Origin of the sequence: Pseudomonas fluorescens (assembly GCF_001307275.1) — a bacterium.
GTDB lineage: Bacteria > Pseudomonadota > Gammaproteobacteria > Pseudomonadales > Pseudomonadaceae > Aquipseudomonas > Aquipseudomonas fluorescens_AA.
The window spans coordinates 1,960,192-1,980,657 of the sequence record NZ_CP012831.1 but is presented as its reverse complement, the minus strand read 5'-3'; the positions used below and the strand labels follow the sequence as shown (position 1 = coordinate 1,980,657).

General features: G+C 62.0%; 15 protein-coding genes and 1 pseudogene. 10 read left to right on the top strand and 6 right to left on the bottom strand.

Annotation, left to right across the window (positions count from 1 at the left end; translation table 11 throughout):
- Positions 1-153: 153 nt before the first annotated feature.
- Together AO356_RS33010 and AO356_RS08795 are read left to right on the top strand one after the other, a co-directional pair.
- A pseudogene (locus AO356_RS33010) lies at positions 154-258 on the top strand (nucleoid-structuring protein H-NS); the annotation flags it as partial.
- A 1,246-nt stretch (positions 259-1,504) separates the two neighbouring features.
- Positions 1,505-1,834 carry a DUF6124 family protein gene (locus AO356_RS08795; RefSeq protein WP_060739444.1) on the top strand — a complete coding sequence of 110 codons (330 nt, stop codon included), beginning with the start codon at positions 1,505-1,507 and terminating at the stop codon, positions 1,832-1,834.
- Between the two features lie 724 nt (positions 1,835-2,558).
- Here the strand turns inward: AO356_RS08795 and AO356_RS08790 are convergent.
- Positions 2,559-3,044 (bottom strand): hypothetical protein, encoded by a 486-nt coding sequence (locus tag AO356_RS08790; protein ID WP_060739443.1) that lies wholly within the window; start codon positions 3,042-3,044, stop codon positions 2,559-2,561.
- Between the two features lie 375 nt (positions 3,045-3,419).
- Between AO356_RS08790 and AO356_RS08785 the strand changes: the two genes are divergently transcribed.
- From AO356_RS08785 to AO356_RS08760, 6 genes are all read left to right on the top strand, one after another.
- On the top strand, positions 3,420-4,028 hold the full coding sequence (locus tag AO356_RS08785) for a YqiA/YcfP family alpha/beta fold hydrolase (protein WP_060739442.1): 609 nt from the start codon (positions 3,420-3,422) through the stop codon (positions 4,026-4,028).
- Between the two features lie 41 nt (positions 4,029-4,069).
- Complete coding sequence (gene parE, locus AO356_RS08780; RefSeq protein ID WP_053181455.1) at positions 4,070-5,974, top strand: DNA topoisomerase IV subunit B; 1,905 nt, start codon at positions 4,070-4,072, stop codon at positions 5,972-5,974.
- Positions 5,974-6,960: an esterase-like activity of phytase family protein gene (locus AO356_RS08775; RefSeq protein WP_060739441.1), complete on the top strand. Its 987-nt coding sequence runs from the start codon at positions 5,974-5,976 to the stop codon at positions 6,958-6,960. The genes parE and AO356_RS08775 overlap by 1 nt, the downstream gene beginning before the upstream one ends.
- Positions 6,957-7,478 carry a retropepsin-like aspartic protease family protein gene (locus AO356_RS08770; RefSeq protein WP_060739440.1) on the top strand — a complete coding sequence of 174 codons (522 nt, stop codon included), beginning with the start codon at positions 6,957-6,959 and terminating at the stop codon, positions 7,476-7,478. The genes AO356_RS08775 and AO356_RS08770 overlap by 4 nt, the downstream gene beginning before the upstream one ends.
- 10 nt (positions 7,479-7,488) lie before the next feature.
- The gene (gene parC, locus AO356_RS08765; protein ID WP_060739439.1) at positions 7,489-9,753 is read left to right on the top strand and encodes a DNA topoisomerase IV subunit A; all 2,265 of its coding nucleotides are present in this window, start codon (positions 7,489-7,491) and stop codon (positions 9,751-9,753) included.
- A 179-nt stretch (positions 9,754-9,932) separates the two neighbouring features.
- A complete protein-coding gene (locus AO356_RS08760; protein ID WP_060739438.1) occupies positions 9,933-10,637 on the top strand; it encodes a PqiC family protein in 705 nt (234 codons plus the stop codon).
- Positions 10,638-11,181: 544 nt separating this feature from the next.
- On the opposite strand, the gene AO356_RS08755 is transcribed toward AO356_RS08760, so the two are convergent.
- Positions 11,182-12,699, bottom strand: a complete 1,518-nt coding sequence (locus AO356_RS08755) for an AhpA/YtjB family protein (RefSeq protein ID WP_060739437.1) — start codon at positions 12,697-12,699, stop codon at positions 11,182-11,184.
- Between the two features lie 133 nt (positions 12,700-12,832).
- On the opposite strand from AO356_RS08755, the gene serB reads away from it, so the two are divergent.
- The gene (gene serB, locus AO356_RS08750) at positions 12,833-14,047 is read left to right on the top strand and encodes a phosphoserine phosphatase SerB (protein WP_060739436.1); all 1,215 of its coding nucleotides are present in this window, start codon (positions 12,833-12,835) and stop codon (positions 14,045-14,047) included.
- Positions 14,048-14,215: 168 nt separating this feature from the next.
- On the opposite strand, the gene AO356_RS08745 is transcribed toward serB, so the two are convergent.
- The 4 genes from AO356_RS08745 to AO356_RS08730 all read right to left on the bottom strand — a co-directional run bounded on the left by AO356_RS08745 (position 14,216) and on the right by AO356_RS08730 (position 19,446).
- Entirely contained in the window at positions 14,216-15,976 is a 1,761-nt protein-coding gene (locus AO356_RS08745; protein ID WP_060739435.1) for a hypothetical protein, read from the bottom strand.
- Between the two features lie 193 nt (positions 15,977-16,169).
- Complete coding sequence (gene asd, locus AO356_RS08740; protein ID WP_060739434.1) at positions 16,170-17,030, bottom strand: archaetidylserine decarboxylase; 861 nt, start codon at positions 17,028-17,030, stop codon at positions 16,170-16,172.
- Between the two features lie 19 nt (positions 17,031-17,049).
- Entirely contained in the window at positions 17,050-17,865 is an 816-nt protein-coding gene (gene rhdA, locus AO356_RS08735) for a thiosulfate sulfurtransferase (protein ID WP_060739433.1), read from the bottom strand.
- Between the two features lie 42 nt (positions 17,866-17,907).
- Positions 17,908-19,446 (bottom strand): HDOD domain-containing protein, encoded by a 1,539-nt coding sequence (locus AO356_RS08730; RefSeq protein WP_060739432.1) that lies wholly within the window; start codon positions 19,444-19,446, stop codon positions 17,908-17,910.
- A gap of 166 nt (positions 19,447-19,612) precedes the next feature.
- Between AO356_RS08730 and motA the strand changes: the two genes are divergently transcribed.
- The gene (gene motA / locus AO356_RS08725; protein WP_060739431.1) at positions 19,613-20,464 is read left to right on the top strand and encodes a flagellar motor stator protein MotA; all 852 of its coding nucleotides are present in this window, start codon (positions 19,613-19,615) and stop codon (positions 20,462-20,464) included.
- Positions 20,465-20,466: the final 2 nt, after the last annotated feature.

The window sequence follows — 20,466 nt, the reverse complement described above, 5'->3', positions numbered from 1 at the left end:
CGGCTGCTGACGGTTCCGCTCTTACAGCGGGTCACTTTTGGCAAACGCCCCAAAAGTAACCAAAAGGTCTTTGCCCCACCACTCGGCACCTCGCCTAGGCTCGGTGTGCCCTCACTCCGGCATTACTCCGTGGGCCGCCGCGAAGGGCCATCCATGGCCCAGCGCGGCTACCTCGGCATCCATGCCGAGGTGCCCACTGCGCAATACCTGCGTTCGGCCAGCGTGGTCAACGGGGCCCCCAGATCAAACGCCCGCCGAGGCGGCCTCATAGCCGGCCTGGCTCTTGCGGGGGGTGTACACCCATCAGACTTGTTTGAGCTGGACCTGTGGGAGCAAAGCTTGCTCGCGAGGCGGCCTGATAGCCGGCCTGCTCTTGCAGGTGTACTCAGTCCAATTGTGGGAGCGAGCCTGCTCGCGAAGGCGGCGGTACATTCAGCATTGATGCAAGCAGACCCACCGCCATCGCGAGCAAGCTCGGCTCCACCGGGATCGGCGGTGGACACTGACCTTATAAACGACCAAAAACCTGTGTGGGAGCGAGCTTGCTCGCGATGGCGGTCTGATTGAGTACATATCCATTGCTGCGGTAACGGCTGCTGACGGTTCCGCTCTTACAGCGGCTCACTTTTGAGAAGCGCAAAAGTAAGCAAAACGCTTTATGCCCCACCACTCGGTGCCTCGCCTAGGCTCGGCATGCCCGAACGAAGGCATTGCTCCGTGGGCCCGCCGCGAAGGGCCATCCATGGCCCAGCGCGGCTATCCCGGCATCCATGCCGGGATGCCCACTCCACAATACCTGCGTTCGGCCAGCGTGGTTAACGGGGCGCCGAAATCAACGTCCACCGCGAGGCGGCCTTATAGCCGGCCTGGCTCTTGCGGGGGTGTACACCTATCAGACTTGTTTGAGCTGGACCTGTGGGAGCAAAGCTTGCTCGCGAGGCGGCCTGATAGCCGACCTGCTCTTGCAGGTGTACTCAGTCCAATTGTGGGAGCGAGCCTGCTCGCGAAGGCGGCGGTACATTCAGCATTGATGCACAAGCAGACCCACCGCTATCGCGAGCAAGCTCGGCTCCCACCGGGATCGGCGGTGGACACTGATCTTATAAACGACCAAAAACCTGTGTGGGAGCGAGCTTGCTCGCGATGGCGGTCTGACAGCCGACCAAGCTTTGTGGGAATGGTCGGACACACTTTCTGATTCAAGTAGATTTTTCCGACGAGCCCTGGCGGTTGCCGGGTGGGAAGGGCTGTCGGTAACCTTTTTCCGTCGCTGAAAATTCAGCGGTCGGGCCTGGAAACCCGATAAGTGAGCATGCAACAGCGCGCCACATGAGATACTGCATCGCTTTTTTTGCGTGTGCAGTTCTGCGTTATGGCGGCTGTGCGCGGGAGACTTTCGAGTCTGCCGGGTTTGCTCCTTCCGGTTTTCCAGCCCGCGCATAGCTGCCACCTTCTCGCCTGGAAACGGGAAATGGCGGTTCCACTACACAACAGGAGCTGCATCATGTTCAAAGCCACACCCAATCCCCCCGAAACCGATTCCCAAAAGCACGATGAAGCCGCCAAGCGCGCCCTCGATTATTATCTAGACCCCAAGCCTCAAGCCAAAAAGACAAAACCCTCAAGCCAGCTGTTCTTTGTCGCGGAGAGCGCAGACACCGAGACCCTCCTAGCCAACCTCAGCGAAACCCTGGCCTCCGCCAGCGCCATGCTTGGCGACCTAACCTTTGACCTGGAAGGCTCGCGTCGGCATTTCGCCCTGGGGATCCAGCAGATGATCGAGCTCAGTGAGCTATTGGCGAACCGGGCGTTGGACATCGTCGATCCGCGCTAACACCGAGCGGAAGCAATGTGTGGGGCACTCATCTCCTTGGGTTGCGAAGCACCCCCAAAAACTGCCGGTTGCCACAAACCTAATGTTGGAACGAAAAGGCAAGCTTATAGCCGACCTGTCTCTGGCGGCTGTACTTCTAGCCGGAATCCAACTGTGGGAGCGAGCTTGCTCGCGAAGACGGCGGCACATCCAACGCTCATGCAAGCTGTTCCACCGCCATCGCGAGCAAGCTCGCTCCCACAGGGGAAACGCGATCACCCTAAACCAGGCCGGCTATCAGGCCGCCTCGCGGAGGACGTTGATCTCGGCGCCCCGTTAACCACGCTGGCCGAACGCAGGCATTGCGCAGTGGGCACCTCGGCATGGATGCCGAGGTAGCCGCGCTGGGCCATGGATGGCCCTTCGCGGCGGCCCACGGAGCAATGCCTGCGTTCGGGCATGCCGAGCCTAGGCGAGGCACCAAGTGGTGGGGCAAAAGCGCTTTGGTTACTTTCGCGCTTTTCGAAAGTGACCCGCCGTCAGGGCGGAACCCTAAGTGGCCGTTACCGAAGAAATGGATATGTACACGGTCAAAACATACAATCCGCTAGGCCGCCATCGCGAGCAGGCTCGCTCCCACAATGGTCAGAGTACAGCCAGACAATCTATGGTTAGTTGAAATTTCAGTAAATATTGCCTTGAATTGCTCTGAACCCCTGCTTGGCCTGTTTAGTGGGATGACAAATCACGGTCTAAGACAGACCTGATATATCCAGTAGTTAGCGGTTTCGTTGTCAAATTGAAAGCGGGTATGTAATATTTTGTACTCTATAGCGCTGATAATAAGTGTGTCGCCTTTTGACAGGTTTGACTCGATAAAGGTTGCGTCGCGGAAAAACATGAATTCGACGGTGTCGCGATCTATTTCGATGGGTTGAATGTCTTGATTGTTTTCTTTGGGGGGCGGTAGGCGTGATCCAGAACTTGAAGCAGTCGTGGGAGGTTGAACCTGCTTAAAGTAAATTTCGTAGTCAAAGTTATGGCTGATTCGCCATGTGGCAGTTATGTCAGTAACCTCATAGTAATCCTTTCCATCTATATCTAAAGTGCTCCCGATGTCCATCCTGAAGAAGGCTTCCTCGTAACGGGATTTAGCATGATCTGGTGGGGTGAATTGCCGATTATCAATAAAGGCTTTTATATTCCAAGAGCCGAGTGTGCTGTTGCTCATGGCGATTCTCCTTTTTTTGAGAGATTGTTTATGGTTGTGAACGCAACCGTCGTACATATGGCTCTGGTGTCGCCTAGAATTAAACTGTAAGGAATAACAGTCGTGACGAACGGTCTTTCATTCTTCCTGTCCACCCACAGAGCGGCACGGGCCGTACGCAGTGACGCAAAAACATCGCATTGAAATGGTTGTCAGGCAGTGGAGTATTCAGCCACGTCGGCGGCGTAGAAGGAGAGCGCTCAGAGTGCATGGCTACTGCGTAGCCAGCGGGAGCAAGCTCCCTCGCCACGAAGACGAAATGTTGTTCAAAACGCCCCAGACCTCCCCGGACTCCCTGTAAACTCCGGCCTTTGCCCAGCACCCAGGGAGTCGGCAATGTCGGGTTCTATTCTTTATATCCACGGCTTCAACAGCGCCCCAGCGTCGACCAAGGCCACTCAGTTGATCGACGTAATGGCGCAATTGGGCCTGAGCGACCACCTACAAGTCCCAGCCCTGCACCACTACCCCCGCCAAGCCATCGGTCAGCTGGAACAGGCGATTGCACAACTGGGGCGGCCGCTGCTGGTCGGCAGCTCGCTCGGCGGCTACTATGCGACTCACTTGGCCGAGCGCCACGGCCTCAAGGCCCTGTTGGTCAACCCGGCCGTCAGCCCGCATCGGATGTTCGACGGTTACCTGGGCACACAGAAGAATTTGTACACCGACGAAACCTGGGAATTGACCCACGACCACGTGACGGCCCTGGCCGAGCTGGAAGTGCCGGCGCCCCGGGATCCGCAGCGGTATCAGGTATGGTTGCAAACCGGTGACGAAACGCTGGATTATCGCCACGCCCAGCAGTATTACCGCGCCTGTGCCTTGCGCATCCAGGCCGGCGGCGACCACAGTTTCCAAGGGTTTGCCCAGCAGTTGCCGGCGCTGTTGAGTTTTGCCGGCATTGGCGCCGATTTGTACCAGGCGATCGACTTCACCTCGTTGTGAGCCATCGCCCCTTTTTCATTGAACACTGACGACGAGACCCCATGGCCACTCCCAGCGCTAGCTCTTATAACGCAGACGCCATCGAAGTCCTCTCGGGCCTCGACCCGGTGCGCAAGCGCCCCGGCATGTACACCGACACCAGTCGGCCGAACCACCTCGCCCAGGAAGTCATCGACAACAGTGTCGACGAAGCCTTGGCCGGGCATGCGAAGTCGGTGCAGGTCATCCTGCACGCCGATCACTCGCTGGAAGTCAGCGATGACGGCCGCGGCATGCCGGTGGACATACACCCTGAAGAGGGTGTGTCGGGCGTCGAGCTGATCCTCACCAAGCTCCACGCCGGTGGCAAGTTTTCCAACAAGAACTACCAGTTCTCCGGCGGTTTGCACGGGGTGGGTATTTCCGTGGTCAACGCCTTGTCGACCCAGGTGCGGGTGCGGGTCAAGCGTGACGGCAACGAATACCAGATGACTTTCGCCGATGGCTACAAGGCCACCGAGCTGGAAGTGGTGGGCACGGTCGGCAAGCGCAACACCGGGACCAGCGTGTATTTCGCCCCGGACCCGAAGTATTTCGATTCACCGAAGTTTTCCGTCAGCCGCCTCAAGCACGTGCTCAAGGCCAAGGCCGTGTTGTGCCCGGGGCTGCTGGTCAGTTTCGAGGACAAGGCCACCGGCGAGAAAGTCGAATGGCATTACGAAGACGGTCTGCGCTCTTACCTGGTGGACGCGGTCAGCGGTTTCGAACGCCTGCCCGACGAGCCGTTCTGCGGCAGCCTGGCCGGCAATAAGGAAGCGGTGGACTGGGCGCTGTTGTGGCTGCCCGAAGGTGGCGAAAGCGTTCAGGAAAGCTACGTCAACCTGATTCCTACGGCCCAGGGCGGCACCCATGTCAACGGCTTGCGCCAGGGCCTGCTCGATGCCATGCGCGAGTTCTGCGAGTTCCGTAACCTGCTGCCCCGTGGCGTGAAGCTGGCGCCGGAAGACGTCTGGGAACGCATCGCCTTTGTGCTGTCGATGAAGATGCAGGAACCGCAATTCTCCGGCCAGACCAAGGAACGCCTGTCGTCCCGTGAGGCGGCGGCGTTTGTTTCCGGTGTGGTCAAGGACGCGTTCAGCCTGTGGCTCAACGCCAACCCGGAAACCGGCCTGGCCCTGGCGGAGCTGGCGATCAACAACGCCGGCCGTCGTCTCAAGGCCAGCAAGAAGGTCGAGCGCAAGCGCATCACCCAAGGGCCGGCCTTGCCGGGCAAGCTCGCCGATTGCGCCGGGCAGGACCCGATGCGTTCCGAGCTGTTCCTGGTGGAAGGTGACTCCGCCGGCGGCTCGGCCAAGCAGGCGCGGGACAAAGAGTTCCAGGCCATCCTGCCGCTGCGGGGCAAGATCCTCAACACCTGGGAAGTGGACGGCAGCGAAGTGCTGGCCAGCCAGGAAGTGCATAACATCGCCGTGGCCATCGGTGTCGACCCGGGCGCCGAGGACATGAGCCAGCTGCGCTACGGCAAGATCTGCATCCTCGCCGACGCCGACTCCGACGGCCTGCACATTGCCACATTGCTCTGCGCCTTGTTCGTCCAGCATTTCCGCCCGTTGGTGGATGCCGGTCACGTCTACGTGGCGATGCCCCCGTTGTACCGGATCGACTTGGGCAAGGAGATCTACTACGCCCTGGACGAAGCCGAGCGCGATGGCATCCTCGACCGTCTGGTGGCCGAGAAGAAACGCGGCAAGCCGCAGGTCACCCGATTCAAGGGCCTGGGCGAGATGAACCCGCCGCAGTTGCGCGAAACCACCATGGATCCGAACACTCGCCGCCTGGTGCAGTTGACCCTGGATGATTTCGAAGCGACCTCGGAAATGATGGACATGTTGCTGGCGAAGAAGCGCGCCGGCGACCGCAAGTCCTGGCTCGAATCCAAAGGGGACCTGGCCGAGGTGCTGGCCTGATGCGCAACGGGTTCGCCCTGGCGTTGTGGCTGTGGGCGGGGTTGGTAGTCGCAGGACCTGCGCCGGAACTGAAGCTGCTGTCCGAGCACGCCGTCGATGGCATGCGCGGTGGCAACCTGTCCGGGCTGGCGCTGTGCGGCGGCGAGATGTGGACGGTGTCCGATCGCGACGATGACCGGATCTATCGCCTCGCACCCTCCGAGGCGGCGGTCTGGCAGGCCGAGGAGGTTGAAATCGAGGTGCCGAAGGTGCCGGACAGCGGTTTGCCCTGGGGCTTGAGCTCGCGGACCTGGGCGGCGTCGTTCCTGTGCGGTGGCGAGCTGGATTTCGAAGGCATCAGCTGTGACAGCGCCGGCAACCGTTATGTAGTCAGTGAGTCCCATGCCGCGGTGTTGCAGGTGCCACCGTCGGGGCCCGCGTCCTGGCTGAAAATTGCCCCCACCCTGATCCGCCAGGCCCGCGCCAGCGGTATGTTGCTGCATTTCAATGCGTTGTTCGAAGGCTTGGCGATCAACCCGGCCGGTGACCAGCTGTGGTTGGCGGCCGAGCGCGAACGTCGCGGCCTGTTGCTGATCAAGCGTCAGCAGACGGTGTGGGACTGCGATGGCAATTGCGTGTTGCTGAGCGAAGCGGGGCTGGAGATGCAGCCGGCGCAGTTCCCCAAGGCCAAGGCGGTTTCGCGGGATTTCGCGGACCTGTCATTGTTCAATGGCAAGCTGTTTACCCTGGAACGCAACGCCTATCAGGTCTGCCGGCGCGACCCGCAGACCGCCCAGGTCGAGCGTTGCTGGTCGTTCGCCGCCGAGGCGTTGCAGGATAATCGCCGTTATCCCCAGGCCTACGGGCTGGCCGAAGCGCTGGTGGTGGATGCCGAGGGGGCCTGGATCGGCCTGGACAACAACGATGGCAAGCGGGCCGATGGTGAGCAGCGGCCAATCGTCTGGCGCTTCGCTGCGCCTGAGGGTGGCTGGAGTGCCTCGCCGTGAGCCAGCCGTTGCCGGGCAAGCGCGCCGGTCGGGTGTTGATGATCCTGGCCTGGTGCGCCGCGCTGTTTCTGGCGACGCGGTTTTTTGCCCAATGGGAGCAGCGCCAGCAAAACCCCAATACCCAGGTGTACTCGCAAAAAGGTGAAGGTTTTATCGAGGTGAAGTTGGTCGGCAATCAACAGGGGCATTTCGTCGCCAGCGGCCAGATCAACGGCCAGCCGGTGGACTTCATGCTCGACACCGGTGCCACTGACGTGGCGATTCCGATGGAGCTGGCCGAGCGCCTCAAGCTGGAAAAAGGATTCGGCGTGACCTTGAGTACCGCCAACGGTGTGAGCGAGGGCTACCGTACCCGCGTCGACCGGCTGCAATTGGGTGACATCGTCTTGCGCGATGTCCGTGCCCTGGTGGCGCCCGGCCTGGGTGGCACGCAAGTGCTGCTGGGCATGAGTGCCCTGAACAAACTTGAATTTACCCAGCGCGACGGCACCATGCTGCTGCGCCAGACAACGAACTGATGAGGCCCGCATGAGCGACATTCTTGCAGACAGCTTAGACGGCGTAGAACGCCGATCGCTGGCTGACTTCACCGAAAATGCCTACCTCAATTACTCCATGTACGTGATCATGGACCGTGCCTTGCCGCACATCGGCGACGGTTTGAAGCCGGTTCAACGGCGGATCATCTATGCCATGAGTGAGCTGGGGCTGGATGCGGATTCCAAGCACAAGAAATCGGCGCGTACCGTCGGTGACGTGCTCGGCAAGTTCCACCCCCACGGCGACTCGGCCTGCTATGAAGCCATGGTGCTGATGGCCCAGCCGTTCAGCTATCGCTACACGTTGGTGGACGGCCAGGGTAACTGGGGTGCGCCGGACGATCCCAAGTCCTTCGCGGCCATGCGTTACACCGAGGCGCGGCTGTCGCGCTATTCCGAGGTGCTGCTCAGCGAACTGGGCCAGGGCACCGCGGACTGGGGGCCGAACTTCGACGGCACCCTCGACGAACCCCTGGTTCTGCCAGCACGTTTGCCGAATATCCTTCTCAATGGCACCACCGGCATCGCCGTGGGCATGGCCACCGACGTGCCGCCCCACAACCTGCGGGAAGTGGCCACGGCGTGCGTGCGTCTGCTGGACGAGCCGAAAGCCACGGTGGAACAGCTCTGCGAGCACATCCAGGGGCCGGACTATCCGACCGAAGCCGAAATCATCACTCCGCGCGCCGACCTGCTGAAAATCTACGAGACCGGTCGCGGTTCGGTGCGCATGCGCGCCGTGTACCACATCGAAGACGGCGACATCATTGTCACGGCGCTGCCGCATCAGGTCTCCGGGGCCAAGGTCCTGGAACAGATTGCCGCGATGATGCAGGCAAAACCGTCGAAAGCTCCGCAAGTGGCGGACCTGCGCGACGAGTCTGACCACGAAAACCCCTGCCGCATCGTGATCATCCCGGTCAACAGCCGGGTCGATCACGACGCGCTGATGCAGCACCTGTTCGCCAGCACCGATCTGGAGTCCAGCTACCGGGTCAACATCAACATCATCGGCCTGGACGGCAAGCCGCAACTGAAAAACCTGCGGGCATTGCTGGTGGAATGGCTGGAGTTCCGGGTCAAGACCGTGCGCCGGCGCCTGCAGTTCCGCCTGGACAAGGTCGAGCGCCGCCTGCACCTGTTGGACGGTTTGCTGATTGCCTACCTCAACCTGGATGAAGTGATCCACATCATCCGCACCGAGGAGCACCCCAAGGCCAGCCTGATCGCCCGCTTTGACCTGAGCGAAATCCAGGCCGACTACATCCTCGACACCCGCCTGCGGCAGTTGGCGCGCTTGGAAGAAATGAAGCTGCGCGCCGAGCAGGATGAATTGCTCAAGGAGCAGGCCAAGCTGCAAGCCCTGCTGGGCAGCGAAGCCAAGCTCAAGAAGCTGGTACGCACCGAGCTGCTCAAGGACGCCGAAACCTATGGCGACGACCGTCGCTCGCCGATCGTCGAACGTGCCGAAGCCAAGGCCCTGACTGAGCACGATCTGCTGCCGAACGAGAAAGTCACCGTCGTGCTGTCGGAAAAAGGTTGGGTACGTTCCGCCAAGGGTCATGATATTGACGCGACGGGGCTTTCCTACAAGGCCGGGGACGGCTTCAAGGCCTTGGCGGCCGGGCGTTCCAACCAATTCGCGGTGTTCGTCGACTCCACTGGGCGCAGTTACTCCGTGCCGGCGCATACCTTGCCATCGGCTCGCGGCCAGGGTGAACCGCTGACCGGTCGTTTAACGCCACCGCCGGGTGCAACTTTTGAATGCGTGCTGATGCCTGATGATGATGGGCTGTACGTCATTGCATCGGACGCGGGTTACGGGTTCGTGGTCAAGGGTGAGGACCTGCAAGCCAAGAACAAGGCGGGCAAGGCGCTGTTGAGCCTGCCGAACAACGCCAAGGTGATTGCGCCGCGCCCGGTGGCCGATCGGGAGAGCAACTGGCTGGCGTCGGTGACCACCGAAGGCCGGTTGCTGGTGTTCAAGATCAGCGACCTGCCACAGCTGGGTAAAGGCAAGGGCAACAAGATTATCGGTATTTCCGGCGAACGGGTCGCCAGCCGTGAGGAATATGTCACGGATATTGCAGTGTTGCCGGAAGGCGCCACGCTTGTGCTACAGGCAGGAAAGCGTACGCTTTCGTTGAAGGCGGACGATCTTGAGCACTACAAGGGTGAACGTGGTCGGCGGGGCAACAAGCTTCCGAGGGGCTTTCAGCGGGTCGATGCGCTGCTCGTCGAAAACCTCAATTAGGCGTAGTAGAGGGCTCGGTCTGCGATTAAATGCCGCAGATCGATGCTTTCGCGCTGGAGTCGGCGCGCATATTCACGGATGATAGGCCCTTTCAAGCGCCGGCGTAGCCGAGCGTTCTTCACATTGACCGAGTATTTTTTCACTGTGGCAAGCCTTGTGGCTGCCACCTGGACGGAACGATGACTGCTCTGCGCCTCCCTATTTTGTGGCTCGCCGGCCTGCTTGGCCTGGCGGGCTGCAGCATGAACCAGCCGGTGTCGCTGTACCAACTGGACAGCGGAACCCCGGCCCAGCCTGCGCAAAGCACAGGCATGGCCGTATTGCTCGGCCCGGTTCTGATCGCTGACTACCTGCAGCGTGAAACCTTGTTGCAACGCCAACCGGACGGCAGCCTGCAAGCCGCCACTGACGGTCGTTGGGCCGGCAGCCTGTCCTCCGACATCGATCAGTTGCTGTTGCGCCAGGTCGCCGGGCACCTGGACAGCCAGCGCGTGGTGCTGGCACCGGCGACCCAGGGGTTCACCCCGGATGTGCAGGTACTGCTGTCGATTACCCGCCTGGACTCGGGTAAAGCCCAGCCGGCAGTGCTCGATGCCCAATGGCGGTTGATTGACCGTCGTGGCAAGGTGCGTGAGAACCGCATCGTTCATCTGCAAGAGCAACATGCCGGCACCACGGCGGCACAGGTCCAGGCCCAGGGCGTGCTCCTGCAACGCCTGGCCGAACAGTTGTCGGTGTCGCTCAAGCCCCTGGCCAACCAGCCGCCTGTCGCCGAAGTGCCCCGCAAGGCCGCGCCTGCCCCGGCCAAACCGGTCGAGAAGGAAAAGGACAAGATTCCCATGGCCTTGCCGATTCGTACGGACATGGAAGTGTTCAGGTTCTGAACAGTGGACCGTATACACGACAAAGCCCGCGTTGATGCGGGCTTTGTTGTTTCTGCCGGTTGGATCTCTTGTGCCTGGGCCGGCCCTATCGCGAGCAAGCTCGCTCCCACACTGGGTCTGAGGCTTGCAGACATCCCCTGTGGGAGCGAGCTTGCTCGCGATAGCGGCGCTGAAGGCAACAAAAAAGCCCGCAGACAATCACTCATCTCCCACAGCAGGTCTGAGGCCTGCAGACATCCCCTGTGGGAGCGAGCTTGCTCGCGATAGCGGCGCTGAAGGCAACAAAAAAGCCCGCAGACAATCACTCATCTCCCACAGCAGGTCTGAGGCCTGCAGACATCCCCTGTGGGAGCGAGCTTGCTCGCGATGGCGACGCTGAAGGCAACAAAAAGCCCGCAGACAATCACTCATCCCCCACAGCAGGTCTGAGGCTTGCAGACATCCCCTGTGGGAGCGAGCTTGCTCGCGATGGCGGCGCTGAAGGCAACAAAAAGCCCGCAGACAATCACTCATCTGCGGGCTTCGTTACTTCATGTCCTGAAACTCAGGCCTGGCGCTCATGCATCCGCGCCAATTGCCGCTCCAGCATCGACGGATAAGGCTCCATCAAGCGCTCCACGCAACACGCGCCTTCGGGGCTGGCGATGGGGCGGATGCGCGCGCGCTGGCGGATCAGGGCGTCGTCGTTGATCTTGCGCTCCACCAGCAGCAGGTTGCGGCTGTGTTGCGACAGCGCCAGGGCGTCCTGGGCGGTTTCGGTCAGCAGCAGGTCGATCTGGCTCAAACCGAACAAGCCATCGCCCAAGGTCAGGCCCAATTGCAGTTGCAGGGTGATGCCGCTGTCGGCGACTTCGATCTGCAACTGGTGACCCAAGGCGCGGAGCAACTCACCGCAGCAAATGGCATTGGTCAGGTAGTCGTCGCCGCTGTCTTCGGTGTGGAACAGCATCAGCGTGCTGCCGTCGTTCAAGGTGTGCAATTCACCCTGGTAGAGCGATGCGGCCTGGTCGAGGCAGTCGCGGTAGCGTTCGAGCAGCTCTTTCAAGCGCGCCTGGGGCAGGCGACGCAGTTGATCCTGGGCGCCCAGTTGCACGGCCAGTACGGCGCTGTGCTGGGGCAGGTTCGAGGCCACAGGCTTGGCGACCGGTTGAGGTGCCCCATTGACCGACTCGTCACGCAGGTCGGCGAAGGCTTCGTCGTCTTCCTCGTCCTCTACCGCCCGCACCACATGGCGTGGCGCCGGTTTGGAGGTTGGCATCGGCTGGCTTTCGTCGAAGCCCGGGTCGCGCAGGTTACGCACTTCGAAGCCTGGCTCGGCATCGTCGTCGTCCGCGTAGTCGAGGTCTTCAGGTTCCGGCAGGGGCTCGGGTTCCGGGGCGAAGCTGGCGTGCAGTTGCCGGGCCAGGTCGCCGATCTCGTCCTGGCGCTGGGTGGCCGGCGTGTGTTCGTCGATGTCCCGCAGCCAGACGCGCAATTGCAGCAGCGGCGTGGAGATGTGCCGCCCCAGGCGCAGGCTCAGGGCCAATGCCAGGGCCAGCAGGATCGCGCTGAGGATGCCCATGCTTTGCAGGCTGATGGTCATCGGTTGCTGGAACTGGTCCATGTCCAGGCTGATGCGCAGTTGCCCGGCGGTCACGTCCTGGAAGGTGATCTTGCTCTGGTACATGCCGCCGGACTCGCCCAGCAGGCCAGGCTTGGGCCGCTGGCCGGCCTCGGCGAGGATGCGGTTGTCCACGCTGTAGATGGCGGCATGGGCCACCAGCTTGTTCTTGGTCAGGTTGTTGAGCAGCACATTGAGGCTGAGGATGTCGTTGGACACCAGCAGCTCGGTGGCGGACGTGGCGGTCTGGGTGGTCAGGCTTTCACCCAGGGCATCGGCCTGCTCGTGCATGGCCTGCTTGAACTGCAAACCCATCACGCAGGCATAGATGACCAGGGCCAGGGCGACCAGGATGACGTTATGGCTGGCAATGCGCAATGCGATCGGCACACGACGGTGACGCAGCGCACGGAAGATCAGCAGGAAGAAGTTGTCGGTTTTGACTGGCGTGGGCCGGTTCACTGAGCTCGGCTCTTTGTCCGTGAAATTGACGCGCAGTATAGCGAGAGCCCCATGACCGGCAAAGCACTGGCGGTGCCCGATGGTCACTGAATGTGGGTAGAATGCGGTTTTTTTCCACCTGCGGGGGTGCGCCTTGCGCGAAATCGTCCTGATAAACATCACTGGCAGCGACCGTCCGGGTCTGACTGCGGCCATTACCGGCGTTCTGGCCCAGGGTGGTGTGAACATTCTCGACATCGGTCAGGCGGTGATCCATGACACGCTGTCGTTCGGCATCCTGGTTGAAATCCCGGACGCCGAACAAAGCAAGTCCGTGCTCAAGGACATCCTGTTCACCGCCTACAAGCTCGACCAGCAGGTGCGTTTCACCCCGGTGTCCGAGGAGGATTACCAGCATTGGGTGGCCGGCCAGGGCAAGAAGCGCCATATCGTGACCCTGTTGACCCGTAAGGTCACCGCCGAGCAATTGCAGCGCGTCAGTTCGATCACCGCCCAGTATGGCCTGAACATCGACCACATCGACCGCCTGTCCGGGCGCATGCCGCTGGACACCCCGGCCGACAAGGGCAAGGGCTGCATCGAGTTTTCGGTGCGCGGCGAGCCGGCCGATCCCCAGGCGTTGCGTGCCGAGTTCCTCAGCGTGGCCCAGGAACTGAACGTCGACATCGCCTTCCAGGAAGATTCGCTGTTCCGCCGCAACCGCCGCCTGGCGGTGTTCGACATGGACTCGACGCTGATCGAGGCCGAGGTCATCGACGAATTGGCCAAGGCGGCCGGCGTGGGCGACAAGGTCTCGGCCATCACCGAGCGAGCCATGGCCGGCGAGCTGGATTTCCGTGCCAGCTTCAAGGAGCGCCTGGCCTTGCTTAAAGGTCTGGATGTCAGCGTGCTGGATTCCATTGGCGCTTCCCTGCGCCTGACCGAAGGCGCCGAAACCCTGTTCGCCGAACTCAAGCGCCTGGGCTACAAGACCGCCATCCTGTCCGGCGGCTTCACCTACTTCGCCAAGCAGTTGCAGGCCAAGCTCGGTATCGACTATGTATTCGCCAACGAGCTGGAAGTGGTGGACGGCAAGGTGACCGGCGTGGCCGTCGAGCCGATCGTCGATGCCCAGCGCAAGGCGGACCTGCTGCGTGAACTGGCTGCAAAAGAAGGCCTGCGCCTGGAGCAGACCATCGCCGTGGGCGACGGTGCCAACGACCTGCCGATGCTGGCAATCGCGGGCCTGGGCGTGGCATTCCGCGCCAAGCCGCTGGTCAAGCAGTCGGCCAGGCAAGCGATTTCCACCCTGGGGCTGGATGGGGTGTTGTATCTGCTGGGCTTCAGGGATCGTGACGGGCAGCTTTGACTGACGCACTGATTTTGGAGCAAGTGCACTTGTGGCGAGGGCGCTTGCTCCCGCTGGGGCGCGAAGCGGCCCTGAAACCTGGGGCCTGAGTGTGTCGGATCGACCGCAGGGGCCTGCTGCGCAGGCCAGCGGGAGCAAGCTCCCTCGCCACAACGGGTTGCGTGCGGTTCAAAGCGATTTCCACAACGAATCAAAATTCCCTTCCTGGTCGCCGCCATCCCCGGTTTCGCTTGAGTCTTCCGGGTGATAGGAAAACTGGTTGAAACTGTGGGTGCTGGTCACCCGGCGGTCCAGGCCGGCGCGGCGCTCCTGGCCGTTGGTGTTGATCAACACCCGCTGGCCTTCCTGGAAGGGCAGGCGTGGGGCGATCATGGTCGGGGGCAGGTCAATGGCGCTGATCTCGGGGAGTAACAGGCCGCGCAGGTAGTGACCGTGCTCATTTTCTTCCCGGACCAGTTGCAGCCCGCAAGGCTGGGCATGGGGTGCGACCAGTTCGATGCCCATTTGCATGGCGCCGTTGCGCACTTGGCGGATCCAGCGCACCACGGCAACGCTCCAGGCCTGGTCGCTGCTGTCGCGGATGCCGATCATTTCCCCGGCTTGCAATTGTTCCGGCACCTCCTTGGGCCAACCGAGGCAATAGCCGCCAGGGCTGTGGTTGATGATCGGCAGGTCGTAGGTGGGGAAGTGATGCTGGTTGTCGGAGCTGGTGCCATCGTCATCGGCCGGGTTGACCGGGTACTCGATTTCTTCATAGGGCAGCAGGTCGCTGTCGCCGGCGGGGGCGGCGTCGAACGCTTGCTTCCAGGTGTCGTTTGTCTTGCTCTGCGAGGCTTCGAAGCGGGCCTTGCGGGTGGCGGGGCTTTTCAGGATTTCGTTGAACGAGCGCTCGCCGCCCAGGTAGTAGTGCAGCGCACTCATGCCCACGCACAGGGTCAGCGTGCCGTTGCCCTCGGTGCGCTGGAAACTGCGTTCAGCCGCTTCGCCCCAGGCGGCTTGCAGGTGATGCAGCGTGTCGGCGCTCATGCCCCCAGGGACTGGCAACGTATTATCGGCAGGGTGTTCCAGGTGAGTGGCGATTGCACGCACCAGTGGCTGGGGATCGAAGCCCTGCAAGGTCGGCTGCTGTTCGGCCCGGAACTTGGAGCGGTAGCGTGGCCCGACATCCAGCTCTGGAGCGACGGCGAACAGGCTGCTGGCAGCGGTGGCAGGGTCCAGCTTGACCCACTGGCTCCAGGATTCGAGCACTTCGGTCAGTCGCCCGATCTGGCTCTGGCGCAATTGATTGCTGCGTGACGCGCCCAGCAGCAGGGCGACGACATAGGTCTGCTCGGCGTTCAATTGATGAACCTGGCTGGCCAGTTCGTCACTCACGCTCAGGTGTTGCAAGCGGTGCAGGCAGGCGATCCGGTACAACTGATGCAAGTCCAGCCACAACCCCTCGGGCACTGGGCTGTACAGCTGGCTGGCACGCAGCAGCGGGCCGTTGAGGGCATGCATCGCTCGTTGCAGCGCGGTGCTCAGCAGGCGGGCCCGGTCCTTGGTGTATTTCGACGCGATACGCGCCACGATCTGTTTGTAGCCCATCGCCAGTTGGGTTTGCAGGGCCTGGCACAGGTTGACGATCTTGCGCGAGCGATCATCCAGCACGATGGCCTGTTGCAGGAAGTGCCGCTCCAGGTGCTTGCAGACGTAATACACCTCGGGCCGCAGCAGTTCGAGCAGTTGCAGGCGATTGTCGCTGGGCGTGAGCAGTTGGTTGAGTTCACCCAGGGCCTGGTACAACAGGCGAGCCGTTTCGCCGATGTTGGCTTTGGGCAGGTTGGCGATCCAGCGCTTGAGGTCCCGTGGCGTAGCATCGCAGAACGACAGGCGTGGTTGTGTCGGGGTCAGGACGCGCAATAGCTGGAGAGGGCTGGTCTCATTCATGCCGTGTACGGGCTCCGGCGGGAAATAAACGTGATGTTTCCAACTCTAGCAGCTGACAGGCAGGCGTGTTGCCCTGAAAGTGCTGTGGGAGCAAAGCTTGCTCGCGATGCAGGCGCCGCGTTTTTTAGACCGCGTTATCGTTCATCGCGGGCAAGCCTTGCTCCCACAGACCTGCTTCAAGGGCGGGTGTGACTCAGCCTTTGGGCAGCGCCAGGCCCTGGCCCATCTGCACTGGCGACCCGGCCACCAGGTCTTCGGCCCATTTCACCTGGCCTGGACCGAACAGCACGATGGCGGTCGAACCCAGCTTGAAGCGTCCCAGTTCGGCGCCTTTTTCCAGATGGATCGGCGCGCGGGCGGCTTCGTCGTAACGGAAGGTTTTGAGTTCGCGCTTGGGTGGCGTCACCAGCCCGGCCCAGACGGTTTCGATGGAGGCCACGATCATCGCGCCCACCAGCACCACGGCCATCGGCCCGCGCTCGGTGTCGAAAATGCACGCGACGCGCTCGTTGCGGGCGAACAGCTCCGGAACGTTTTCGGCGGTGGTCTGGTTGACCGAGAAAATCCGCCCGGGAATGTAGACCATCTCCCGCAGGGTGCCGGCCAATGGCATGTGCACGCGGTGGTAGTCCTTGGGGGACAGGTAGATGGTGGCGAAATCGCCGCCCATGAACGGCGCTGCGTTGGCCGCGTCACCGCCCAGCAGCTCCAGCACGCTGAAGCTGTGGCCCTTGGCCTGGAACACCCGGCCGTGCTCGATCGGGCCGAGCTGGCTGACGGCGCCGTCGGCGGGGCTGAGGATCGCGCCCGGGGTTTCGTCCAGCGGCCGCGCGCCGTCTTTCAGGGCGCGGGTGAAGAAGGCGTTGAAGTGCTCATACGCGGTCAGGTCTTCCACCAGGGCCTGGGACATGTCCACTTGGTAGCGCTTGGCGAACCACGCGGTGAAGGCATTCTTGAACCAACGCACGCGGCATTCGGCAATGCAACCGGCCAACCGCGACAACAGGTGGTGGGGCAGCAGGTATTGAGTGAGGATGAACAAACGGTTTTTCATTAACTGTCCTTAAGAACCTTCAAAGCTCGATGGGCGTGTCGGGGTGGTTGCCCCATTCGCTCCAGGAACCGGCATAGCCTTTGACTCGTGGATAACCGAGCGCCTTGGCCACCAGGTAGGTGAAGCCAGAGCGGTGGTGAGTCTGGCAGTGGGTGATGATTTCTTTGTCGGGCGTGATGCCCAATCGTTCGAGGATTTGCGGCATGTCCTTGCGAATGCGCAGGTTGCGCGCCGGGTCCATGCCGGCGGTCCATTCGAAATTGACCGCGCCGGGAATGTGCCCGCCCCGGGCTGCGACGACTTTCTCGCCGGAGTATTCCAGCGGGCCGCGCGCATCCCAGATGGCCAGGTCGGCGGCACCGAGGCGGCTTTGCAGGTATTCGCGGGTGGCGGTAGGGGCATCGTGCAACGTCAGGGGCTCCGGGCCGGCAACCGGTGCCGGAACATCGACGGACACCGGCAGGCCTTCGTCCAGCCAGGACAGCAGGCCGCCGTCGAGGTAGTGATAGTTCGAGTGGCCGATCACGTCCAGCAGCCAGATAAAGCGTCCGGCCCAGCCGCCGCCTTCGTCGTCGTAGACCACGTAGACCGCGTCCGGGTGATGCCCAAGCTCGCCGAACAGGGTTTCCAGGTCGGCCTTGGCCGGCAACAGGCCCGGTGCCGGCGGCTGGCCGAGCTGGGTGCGCTTGGGGTCGACGAAACGTGCGCCGGGGATGTGCCCGGTGCTGTAGCGCGCGGCGCTGGTCAGGTCCACCAGAATCAGTTCGCGGGCGTCGAGGCGCGGCAGCAGTTCGCTCGGCTCGATCACCAGCGGCAAGCCAGAGAAGTCAGGCATGTGAGGTCTCCAGGGGCGCAAAGGGAAAGGATTGTAGCAAGTTCAGCGACCGCGGTTGGTAAAGGTATGCAGGGCCCTTTCGATACATTGCACGGTTTTGCCGAAGGCTTGTACGGTGATATCCGAGAACGGCCCGCCGCCCTGGTCCACCGCCACCAGCATAATCACCCGGCCATTGCAGGTCAGTGAGCGCAACAGCAGGTGCTCACCCCGGAACAGGCTGCGCAGGCCCGGCGGCAGTAGTGCCGAAAACTGCGCGTTGTTGTCCGGGTTCAGGCGAACCTGGGCCTGCTGAGCCAGCAACCGCTGCAATATTTTGCTCTGGCTGATGGTAAAGCTCATGGCCGCGGCTTCCTTGGGCAGGCCGGCGGTCTGGTGTACGCGCACGCTGGCCTGGCTGCGGTCGGCCATCAGGATCATCACCCGGCGCATGCCACAGGCCACCAGGACATCCCGTGCCGAGGTGGTCAGGTGCATGGCATTGCGGAAGGGGCTCGGCTCCACCAGCATGGCGGAGCATTGCTTGCGCCACTGGCTCAGGTCTTGGGCGCTGGGCGGGGCGGCGGGCAGCAAGCCGGGGTGGATGCGGCGGCTGCCCGAGGGCCATATCAGCGCCACGGCCGGGTGCCAGAGGTCTGGCATGGCGTGATGATGGGCGCTATTGACCGCTTGTTGGTGCAGTTGCTGCTGGACCTCATCCATCGACATCTGCAGATACAAACTGGTGAGGTACTGCCAGCGGGTGAGCGCGGGGCTGTCCCAGGCCTGTTGTGCGGCCAGTGCCAGGCCGTTGGCCAGCAATACGGTGTTGGCCGGCTGGTTGAGCCAGCGTCGCAGGATCGGGTCGTCGTCCAGGCGATTCTGCTGGCGCAGGGGGTGTTCGCTGTCCCGGGCGATGCGCAGGACTTTCACCAGCTCGCGGCGTTCATTGAGTAGCAGGCGATAACCTTGCGCCACCCAGACGGGCAAGCGCCAGGTTTCCACCAGCGCCAGGCAGATTTCCAGCAGGCTGACGCCGAACAGTTCGCGCTCTACCTTGGGCGCGGGCTCGCCTTTATGGACGACCCGCAATTCCCATTCCCCGAGCAATCGTGGATGGGTCAGGGCCAGGGGCCAGAGCGGTGACAGGAATAACAGGCTGCCCCAGTGTATGTCTTGCCACAGCCGCGCCAGGCGGCTGGCAAAAAAACCATTGGCCTGTTGCGTGGCGTGCTGGCTGATCAATTGCAACTGGCGCAAGGCGATGGGTATTTCATGCTCCGGCAACGACGGCAGGCGGGCGAGCAGTTCCTCGGTACGCTTGAGGCCGAGGCGGTTGATGGCCACTTCGAGGTTTTCCGCAGGTTCTGCAAGGCTGCCATGGGTGTGATGGTTGGCTTCGCGGATGACGCTCAGGGCCAGGGCTGGGCTGCCCTGCATCAGGTCGGCGATGTCGCGCAAGGAGCGGCGGCTGTCGGCGAGGGCCTTGCAGACCAGGTCGTGGCTGGCCTGGGGTACCGGCAGATGCACGCCTTTGAGCAGCGTCACCCAACCTTCGAGGGTGGTCGGTCGGGGCGTTGGAACCTTGGTTTCGTTAGTCATGGCTGGACGTGATCATCGTATGAATTCTCTACGCCCGGAACGGGGCAAATTGGCTTTTCGCCAGAACAGCCTATAGTCTGGCGCAGTTTTGCCGATAAGTAGAAGAAGAGATTTTTCAGCTTCCGAATATGACCTTGAACCCGACTTAAATAAGTACTTTCTATCTATGGCTAAAATTATCGGCATCATTGTCGTGTTCGCGAGCGTGCTCGGCGGATACGTGCTCTCCCATGGCAAGATTGCCGCCCTGATCCAACCTTTCGAGGTCATGATCATCGGTGGCGCGGCCCTCGGTGCATTTCTGCAGGCCAACCCCGGCTATATGACGATGCACGTGCTCAAGAAATCCCTGGGCATGTTCAGTTCGCGCTTTAGCCACACCTTCTACCTCGAGGTGCTGGGGCTGATCTACGAGATCCTCAACAAGAGCCGCCGCGAAGGCATGATGGCGATCGAAGGCGACATCGAAGACGCCGCCGCCAGCCCGATTTTCGCCAAGTACCCGGCCGTGCTCAAGGACGCCCGCATGACGGCGTTCATCTGTGATTACCTGCGCATCATGTCGTCCGGCAACATGGCCCCCCACGAGCTCGAAGGCCTGTTCGACATGGAGCTGTACAGCCTCAAGGAAGACCTGGAGCATCCCTCCCACGCGGTCACCGGGATCGCCGACGCGATGCCAGGCTTCGGTATCGTCGCGGCGGTACTGGGGATCGTGGTGACCATGGCCTCCCTGGGCGACGGTGACCAGAAGTCCATCGGCCTGCACGTGGGTGCGGCCCTGGTGGGTACGTTCTTCGGTATCTTGGCGGCGTATGGTTTCTTCGGGCCGCTGGCCACCTCCCTGGCCCATGACGCCAAGGAAGAGCTCAATATCTACGAAGCCATCAAGGCTTCCCTGGTGGCCTCGGCCTCGGGCATGCCGCCATCGTTGGCGGTGGAGTTCGGGCGCAAGGTCCTGTACCCGGCGCACCGTCCAAGCTTCGCCGAGCTGGAACAAGCGGTTCGCGGTCGCTAAGT

Excerpts from the sequence above, each read along its gene's own strand:
- AO356_RS08790 (WP_060739443.1), bottom strand. The coding sequence starts at position 3,044 with ATGAGCAACAGCACACTCGGCTCTTGGAATATAAAAGCCTTTATTGAT.
- AO356_RS08730 (WP_060739432.1), bottom strand. The coding sequence starts at position 19,446 with ATGACTAACGAAACCAAGGTTCCAACGCCCCGACCGACCACCCTCGAA.
- rhdA (WP_060739433.1), bottom strand. The coding sequence starts at position 17,865 with ATGCCTGACTTCTCTGGCTTGCCGCTGGTGATCGAGCCGAGCGAACTG.
- parE (WP_053181455.1), top strand. The coding sequence starts at position 4,070 with ATGGCCACTCCCAGCGCTAGCTCTTATAACGCAGACGCCATCGAAGTC.
- AO356_RS08775 (WP_060739441.1), top strand. The coding sequence starts at position 5,974 with ATGCGCAACGGGTTCGCCCTGGCGTTGTGGCTGTGGGCGGGGTTGGTA.
- AO356_RS08785 (WP_060739442.1), top strand. The coding sequence starts at position 3,420 with ATGTCGGGTTCTATTCTTTATATCCACGGCTTCAACAGCGCCCCAGCG.
- asd (WP_060739434.1), bottom strand. The coding sequence starts at position 17,030 with ATGAAAAACCGTTTGTTCATCCTCACTCAATACCTGCTGCCCCACCAC.
- motA (WP_060739431.1), top strand. The coding sequence starts at position 19,613 with ATGGCTAAAATTATCGGCATCATTGTCGTGTTCGCGAGCGTGCTCGGC.
- AO356_RS08760 (WP_060739438.1), top strand. The coding sequence starts at position 9,933 with ATGACTGCTCTGCGCCTCCCTATTTTGTGGCTCGCCGGCCTGCTTGGC.
- parC (WP_060739439.1), top strand. The coding sequence starts at position 7,489 with ATGAGCGACATTCTTGCAGACAGCTTAGACGGCGTAGAACGCCGATCG.
- AO356_RS08745 (WP_060739435.1), bottom strand. The coding sequence starts at position 15,976 with ATGAATGAGACCAGCCCTCTCCAGCTATTGCGCGTCCTGACCCCGACA.
- AO356_RS08795 (WP_060739444.1), top strand. The coding sequence starts at position 1,505 with ATGTTCAAAGCCACACCCAATCCCCCCGAAACCGATTCCCAAAAGCAC.